This is a genomic window from Coleofasciculus sp. LEGE 07092 (genome assembly GCF_015207375.1).
In the GTDB taxonomy this organism is placed as follows: Bacteria; Cyanobacteriota; Cyanobacteriia; order Cyanobacteriales; family Coleofasciculaceae; genus LEGE-07092.
In genome coordinates this window covers 1-7,131 of record NZ_JADEWY010000207.1, presented here as the reverse complement: position 1 = coordinate 7,131, position 7,131 = coordinate 1, and the positions used below count along the sequence as shown (strand labels likewise).

The window sequence follows — 7,131 nt, the reverse complement described above, 5'->3', positions numbered from 1 at the left end:
CTCGCAGCCCTTTAATTTCTGGCGCGTCAGTAGAACTACCCCCTTTAATTTTTTGACCGATGAGTTTGCCAATTTCGTTGCTGCGAGCTTGGAACCGACTGCGGGATGTCTCACAACACCTCACGTCCTAGATAAGGTTGCAGTACTTCCGGTATTTTGACCGTACCATCCGGTTGCTGGTAATTCTCCAAAATTGCCGACATGGTGCGCCCCACTGCCAAACCCGAACCATTCAGAGTGTGGACGAACTGAGTGCCTTTTTTTCCCGCTTCTTTGAAGCGAATGCTGCCGCGTCGTGCTTGGAAATCACCGCAATTAGAGCAACTGGAAATCTCGCGGTATTTTCCAGAAGAGGGCAACCAAACTTCTAAGTCGTAGCACTTAGTCGCTGAGAAACCTAAATCTCCACTACAGAGTTCTATAACCCGATAGGGCAATTTTAAAGCTTCCAAAATTGCCCCTGCATTCCCAACTAGTTTTTGATGTTCCTCCTCTGAAGTACCGGGATTAACAATTTTTACTAGCTCAACTTTATTAAATTGGTGCAGTCGGATCAGTCCCCGCGTATCGCGCCCATAGCTACCCGCTTCCCGACGAAAGCAGGGTGTGTAGGCACAGTGATAGATGGGGAGCTGGGATGCGTCGAGGATTTCGTCGCGGTAGAGATTAGTTAGCGGCACTTCGGCTGTTGGAGAAAGCCATAAATCGTCGCTGTCGCACTTGAAGCTTTCTTCTGCAAACTTGGGTAACTGACCGGTAGCTGTCAGAGACTGACTGTTAATCAGTATTGGCGGCATTACTTCCACGTACCCAGCCGCAATTTGTCGCTCTAGCATAAAGCTAATCAGCGCCCGCTCTAAGGCAGCACCAGCACCCATTAAAGTCACAAACCGACTTTGAGCAACTTTTACTGCCCGTTCAAAATTAAGAATTCCTAGCTTTTCGCCGATTTCCCAATGGGGAAGAATCTTATCATTCTGGGGAATGTATTCGTCACCCCAGCGGTGTACTTCCACATTCTCGTCTTCACTTTTACCCATCGGCGTTGATTCGTTGGGCAAGTTAGGGAAGGATAGCAATAAGGCTTCTATCTCAGCTTTGAGTTCTTTTTCCTGAGGCTCCAGTTCGCTCAGAGTTGCTTTAACCTGATTGCCTTCATCTCGCAGCCCTTTAATTTCTGGCGCGTCAGTAGAACTACCCCCTTTAATTTTTTGACCGATGAGTTTGCCAATTTCGTTGCTGCGAGCTTGGAACCGACTGCGGGATGTCTCTAGTTCTCGCTGACGCTGATTCAACTCTAAAATCGGCTGTAGGTCATATTGACCTGTTCCACGTCGGTCTAGGAGTTCTTGGACGCCTTGGGGATTTTCTCGGATTTGCTTTAAGTCAAGCACAGATTTTCACAAAAAATGCGGGTACTAACTATCTGCCAGGGGAGTAAGGCGGCAAACTTTGATCGCAGGATCATTATCTTAGACAGGTAAGATACCTGTTCTACTATGCCACATGGCTCTATCGATTAATTCGATTGAAGAGCCAAATAGCAATAGCAATGCCGACGAAGTGGGCTGTAATGGTATTGATATTTGCCTGCACGAGAAACAAGTCTAGCGGTCGTACAAATCGATTAGCGTCGTAAACTGTCAAGCCTGTGGGTTGGGATATCGACCTAATCACGATGCTACCGATTATGGCTTGCGCCCCGAAAATGGTTAATAACATACCCACTAAATTTACAATCAGTCCTAGACGGATCGTTTGTAGGGTATCGGATTTACTAGGGCGGTTTGCAGCAGTGGCAGCTACCAGTTGCTTAGAAATGCGAGTGTAACGGAATGCGATGTAGATGCCGATGCCCAGCGTCACCAATCCACAAATAGCCAAAAAGATGCCGAATCCCACTCCCGCCTTATCTTCTGTTGGACCAAAAGCACGACCCAATATGCCAGAGAGCAGAATTCCCATCGAAACCACTCCTAGCACTAACTGCAGCCCAAGGGCAATCCATCCGTAGGTTCGCAGCATTAAGGCGACTCGCTGGAGGGGCGCTGGAAGTGAAGAAACATCAGGTTTTTCTCGAAGAAAAAACATACTCAAAAAGCTCCGTGTAGTTGTAGAGGAGCTGGGAGTGAATAAAAATCAGGCTTTTCTGGCATTTGAGCTGGAATCGCTAGTGACAACCTATCTCAATTTAAGCAGTTTGTCAGAAGACTCGTCTTGTATCGGTCTTATTTAATCTCTGGAGAACTTTTAATCGAGGTTTCTCGTCTGTTGGCGTAGAGTGCAAGCTCCGCACTTGCGATTTTCGCGGGCAGCCCGTTTCGAGGAGTGATAGGATGGTGGAGCTTTTGAAATCAACGTGGAGGCAGCGTTTATCCCGTGCCAGTTGCGCTATTGCCTTGGTTTGGAGTTTGTCGCTGTACAAAAACCAAGTTAGTGCCAATCCCCTGTCGATAGCTCAAAGGCACTGGGAAGTCATCGCCACTTCCAATGCTGAGTTGTTAGTTCGTGGGTACAGGCATGATGCCATTTTAAAGCGTTTCCACGGCATAGCAGATACGGACGAAATCTATCAGGGTCAGTTGATTTACTCGGCTTGGCAGAATTTTTTCAGCCAGTACAAAATAAAAGATTTTCAGGTAGTCGAGCAACATCAACATAATCGCTCCGTAGAAGCTAAAATTCAAATTACTGCCCAACCCAATCGGGGTTCTGTCGTAGTTTTATCGGTATCCTACCAGGTCTACTTCGATCGAACTGGCAAAATTATCAAGGAGGTTTGGCAAACCAGCCCGGAACTTAGCGTGTGAGCAAATTTTTTACATTTGTTTACTGGTTCTTTTAAGTAGGGTGTGTTCCTTGTCGTGTCTGAGGAAGCTTACCAGCCTCTACCCGGCATAAAAAGAAATTAAAGGAACTGTAAAGCAAAATATTGCGGAATATGGACGCAAAAGCTAGTAGAGAAGATTAATGCTTTAAAATCCGGGTCAAACTAAAGTTCAGAGAAAACGGTAACGTTGACTGTGAGACTTTACCTGAAAGCCTAGATCTTCTCTCTACAGTGTTTGAGAGCGACTTCGCTAAAATTGATCCTGATTATTCAGTTGTGTTGCATCTGCCGTCACCGAGCTAACGAGAGTGCCTTTAACGACCTCAAGGCGTTGCCCAAACAATAAAACGACTGAGGTTCGTAGTTGTTGACAGACACGCTGTACAAGGTGTCATTTCTTCGGGGTGTTGAAGCCATTGTTAGTTTCAGGAAAACTTTCCCATGCAAATCCAGTTAGCAGGGATATTCAGTGGACTATGCAGATGAAATTTGAGGATATCTATCAGTTTTTTCAAGACCCCCCTCCCAACTATCTCAACAAGGAATTAGCCGTATGCTATGTTTTGTCAGTCCTGTTAGAAGGAGAATCTTATGGCACCCAACTGATCCAACAATTGGAACAGGAATACCCAACCTATCGCCTTTCTGATACAGTCCTCTACAGCGCACTGAAGTTTCTCGAAGAGTCTGGGGCAATTACGGGCTACTGGAAAAAAGTAGAAGGACGGGGTCGTCCCCGCCGAATGTATCAAATCTCCCCAAAATGGCGGCAACAAGCCGAGGAATTTGCCAGTTTTTGGCGAGACTACATAACCCAGGATTGTCAAGCTATTTAGTGCAATTCGGCAGAAATCAGCCTTCACTTTTGAGCTTTCGGAGTACGGTAGTTTTTGGAGGTTCTCTCCGCAACCGTGCCCCACCGCTTGAAATTGCTGGAAAATTTCTGCCACTTTGACGGGTTTTACCGAGAACTGCACTGTTGGCTCGACTATGCCCTATCGATTCTGGTCTTAAAATCGTAGAGACACGCCAAGGAACGTCTGTACGTCTGTACAACCCTTGGGTTTTACGATAAAGGCTGGGTAAACGTTGTTAGCCAAGCCACGAGCAGGGCTTGCTTGGCTCTTTTGCCGTGCTAGTACTAAGTGACTGGGGGATTGTCGCTGATAGTTTCGTGACCGAAAGCGCGTTAGATTAAGAAAAAGGTACAGTAGTAGAAAAGATGGGTGACTTAACCTAAAAATCGGTGAATACAGCAATTCTTTCTTCTACATTCGGGCTAACCGTGTTGTTAGCCATTGGATTATTTTTTTTCATTCGAGCCTCTGTTAAAGACCGAACCGAACAAATCAAGTTGGTGGCACAAGAGCCAGAAGAATCGCTGCTGGAGCAGTTACAGAACTATTTTGATCAAAGAGCTTACCGGGTAGCAGCCGTCGATGCCACCACGGGGCAAGTCACCTTTCAAGGATTTGTTCGACCAAGTTTGTTTTTAGCCATCTTTTTAACAGTGCTGGCTGCCTGTGGCATCCTCTGTTTGGTATTGGTTCTCTCGTTGCTTTACCCGGCACTGACTCAGCTTTTTTTCGGGTTAGTACTCCTCTCTCCTGCTGCTGGATTTTTTTACTGGCAGGGAGCGGGACGAAACGAGCAGGTTTTTCTAAAAGTGGAAACACTGCCTGCTCAAGAATTCGGTACGCAAAGTGTGATTACAGTTACGGCTCATCGCGATGAACTCGCACAGCTACAACAAAATCTGAAGCTCAAGCCCTCTTCGGAACCGTAGAGGGAAACTTCTGACTTAGTTGGGGAAAAATCAACCTTCCCCCAACTAAGGCAGAATATATCTTATTGATGCGATCGCTATCTTAGTTATTCTTGAAGTTAGGATTAACCATTTAGCTAGATAGCTCTACAGCTTTTTTTCAGCCTATATATCAAGATTTACTCAGATGATATCGAGTAACATTAACGCTTTTTGTTAGGACGTTTACGGGAGCGATTTACCGCCGGATTTCCTTTAATGTCAACCTCTAACTCTTCACGGCGGATAGTTTCTGTACTATCAACGGTATCCCTTTCAACCTCTTTTTTGATATCGACTTCCTCACGCACAAAGGGTTGCTTGTTGATATTAGCAGTCTCTTCGTAAACATCCATTCTGGCTACTTCAGTTTTATGAAAGTCAACCTCACCAGGAGCCACATAAATTCCGGTATTTTCAGGAGTTTTCCGTTGAATAATAATGCGCTCTTTTTCTACAGGAACTGAGACTTGTGCTGTTTGAGTTTCAACCCGCTTACCAACTGCTATCTCACCTGTTTGCTGACGCCTTTTACTGGCAACTAACCGTTCTTCATACAGTCTCAATTGTTGATGCTCTTGCTCGTTCATTTGATACATCACAGGCTCTTGCTCATAGGTATAGGTATTGCGGTTATAGGCAGCAGTCGTTGGCTGAGAGGAGACAGGACGTGATATCGCAGCCCGAGTGGGTACTGCTTCAACACCTGATGCCTCTACCTGTGCTGACGCTTCGACACTGGGAACACGATAAACATTTCTCACTCGCTCTTCGTAGTCGTAATCAACCGTCATGCTGTCGTCGTACTCTGGTAAGTTTTCTGCCTGGTGTTTGTTAGACAACCCTATGGCACAAATACGTTGCGCTTTGGTATCAACATGGCAACGACCAACTGGAAGCAAGATTTTTTTACCAAAAATCCAAAAGCCTGTGTCAATAACCAGATATCGAAAGCACCCTGATTCATCCACTAGGACATCGTGAATATTGCCAATCTTTTCATCCGTTTTTCCAGCATAAACATCCAGTCCTTTAATCTCTTCACCGTCAAATGCTTCTTCACGATAGTTGGGATTAAAATCGGCTAACTTGAAAAGAGCCATGCTAGTATCTCCTAATTTTTGTAAAGGAATGCATTAAGCTTATATCTGCTCTAGGCATTGCTCCTTCTTCCTTACGGCGGATTAGACGTTAATCAATTGACACAAGCTACTTATTCTATCTAATGATAGATATCTAAATTTCACATTTCCCATAAAATAGAACTTTACTATTACTAATGAAATAATTTTGATAAATAATTGCTATGCAAGGGGTGGCATAGAGAGACGTTACAGACAACGTCTCTACTAACAAGAGATAGATTTGAGAAGAAATGCAGGGAGAAAAGACTGATGAGAAGTACTTGGGTAAAAATAATACTGCTCGGTTTACTGTTAATGGCAATACTCGCTCCATTTGCCGGACTTGCCCCTTTGATGCTGGTTCTCTTAATAGCGGGAGTTGGATCAATCCTGTGGTCACTCCTACAAGTTTTGGTTTTTGGCGAGACTGATGAAGATGAATCAGGAGTTCAAAAGGGTAGTTAGTTTCAGTCAATTCTCTAGCTATCTCTACAAAGCATCGCGCTTTTAGTTTTAAATCAATCTTACAGTCCTCTTGGAATTGCAACTTCAACAGCCGTTAACTGGTCAAGAGACTCCCAAATTTTTTGTAAAAGAGCGTCTAAGCCAATGTGAGCCACCGCTGAAATTTGAAAAACTGGCACCTGAGTCAATTGATTGAGTTCAGTTGCTAGGGCGTCTGCTGTTTCTGCATCTACAGCATCTATCTTGTTAAGCGCCAGAATTTGCGGACGCTCAGACAATTCATGCCCATAAGCTCGCAACTCCTCTTGAATGGTTTGATAATTAGCAATAGGGTCTTCGGCAGTAGCATCAACAAGGTGTAACAACAGGCGAGTGCGCTCGATATGGCGCAGAAAGTCATGACCTAAACCCATTCCCAGATGTGCTCCCTCAATGAGTCCGGGAATATCTGCAAATACCGTACCGTCACCGGTTGGTTTACGCACCACGCCTAAATTTGGCACCAATGTCGTGAAAGGATAGTCTGCTATCTTTGGTCGTGCGGCTGAAAGTGCCGAAATAAGAGTGGACTTACCCGCATTTGGCAGACCAATAATTCCCACTTCTGCCAGCAGCTTCAACTCCAAGCGTAAGTGGCGATGCTCCCCTGGCAGTCCCCGTAAGGCATAATCTGGGGCGCGATTTTGATTGGATAGGAAGTGCTTGTTTCCCAATCCGCCCTTACCCCCTTTGGCAACGCAGAGAGTTTGTCCGGGTTCGACTAAATCCCCTAGAATTTCCCCCGTCTCCGCATCGTAAGCAATCGTACCGCAAGGAACCTCAATCTGGCGATCGCTTCCGTTTGCCCCAGTCCGATTGTTGGGTCCTCCCCGTCCGCCATTTTCGGCTTCAAAGCGGTGGGCGTACTT

The 7,131-nt window shown here is 45.5% G+C and carries 8 protein-coding genes; 4 read left to right on the top strand and 4 right to left on the bottom strand.

Going from position 1 to position 7,131, the window contains the following annotated elements; all coding sequences use genetic code 11:
* Positions 1-110: 110 nt before the first annotated feature.
* On the bottom strand, positions 111-1,394 hold the full coding sequence (gene serS / locus IQ257_RS28260) for a serine--tRNA ligase (protein ID WP_193874270.1): 1,284 nt from the start codon (positions 1,392-1,394) through the stop codon (positions 111-113).
* Positions 1,395-1,512: 118 nt separating this feature from the next.
* On the bottom strand, positions 1,513-2,091 hold the full coding sequence (locus IQ257_RS28255; protein ID WP_193874269.1) for a DUF3611 family protein: 579 nt from the start codon (positions 2,089-2,091) through the stop codon (positions 1,513-1,515).
* 245 nt (positions 2,092-2,336) lie between these two features.
* On the opposite strand from IQ257_RS28255, the gene IQ257_RS28250 reads away from it, so the two are divergent.
* The 3 genes from IQ257_RS28250 (at position 2,337) to IQ257_RS28240 (ending at position 4,616) form a co-directional block, all read left to right on the top strand.
* The gene (locus tag IQ257_RS28250; protein ID WP_228061114.1) at positions 2,337-2,810 is read left to right on the top strand and encodes a hypothetical protein; all 474 of its coding nucleotides are present in this window, start codon (positions 2,337-2,339) and stop codon (positions 2,808-2,810) included.
* 502 nt (positions 2,811-3,312) lie between these two features.
* Complete coding sequence (locus tag IQ257_RS28245; protein ID WP_193874268.1) at positions 3,313-3,666, top strand: PadR family transcriptional regulator; 354 nt, start codon at positions 3,313-3,315, stop codon at positions 3,664-3,666.
* Positions 3,667-4,076: 410 nt separating this feature from the next.
* On the top strand, positions 4,077-4,616 hold the full coding sequence (locus IQ257_RS28240) for a cofactor assembly of complex C subunit B (RefSeq protein ID WP_193874266.1): 540 nt from the start codon (positions 4,077-4,079) through the stop codon (positions 4,614-4,616).
* A 182-nt stretch (positions 4,617-4,798) separates the two neighbouring features.
* Here the strand turns inward: IQ257_RS28240 and IQ257_RS28235 are convergent, their stop codons facing one another.
* Positions 4,799-5,737 carry a DUF2382 domain-containing protein gene (locus IQ257_RS28235; RefSeq protein ID WP_193874264.1) on the bottom strand — a complete coding sequence of 313 codons (939 nt, stop codon included), beginning with the start codon at positions 5,735-5,737 and terminating at the stop codon, positions 4,799-4,801.
* Between the two features lie 272 nt (positions 5,738-6,009).
* Between IQ257_RS28235 and IQ257_RS28230 the strand changes: the two genes are divergently transcribed.
* A complete protein-coding gene (locus tag IQ257_RS28230; protein ID WP_193874262.1) occupies positions 6,010-6,189 on the top strand; it encodes a hypothetical protein in 180 nt (59 codons plus the stop codon).
* Between the two features lie 93 nt (positions 6,190-6,282).
* Here IQ257_RS28230 and cgtA read toward each other — a convergent pair.
* On the bottom strand, positions 6,283-7,131 hold an 849-nt coding region (gene cgtA, locus IQ257_RS28225), incomplete at its 5' end, for an Obg family GTPase CgtA (RefSeq protein ID WP_193933416.1).

Bases quoted from the DNA above. Each gene is read 5' to 3' on its own strand.
- IQ257_RS28255 (WP_193874269.1), bottom strand. From the start codon at position 2,091: ATGTTTTTTCTTCGAGAAAAACCTGATGTTTCTTCACTTCCAGCGCCC.
- IQ257_RS28250 (WP_228061114.1), top strand. From the start codon at position 2,337: ATGGTGGAGCTTTTGAAATCAACGTGGAGGCAGCGTTTATCCCGTGCC.
- IQ257_RS28245 (WP_193874268.1), top strand. From the start codon at position 3,313: ATGAAATTTGAGGATATCTATCAGTTTTTTCAAGACCCCCCTCCCAAC.
- IQ257_RS28235 (WP_193874264.1), bottom strand. From the start codon at position 5,737: ATGGCTCTTTTCAAGTTAGCCGATTTTAATCCCAACTATCGTGAAGAA.
- IQ257_RS28230 (WP_193874262.1), top strand. From the start codon at position 6,010: ATGCAGGGAGAAAAGACTGATGAGAAGTACTTGGGTAAAAATAATACT.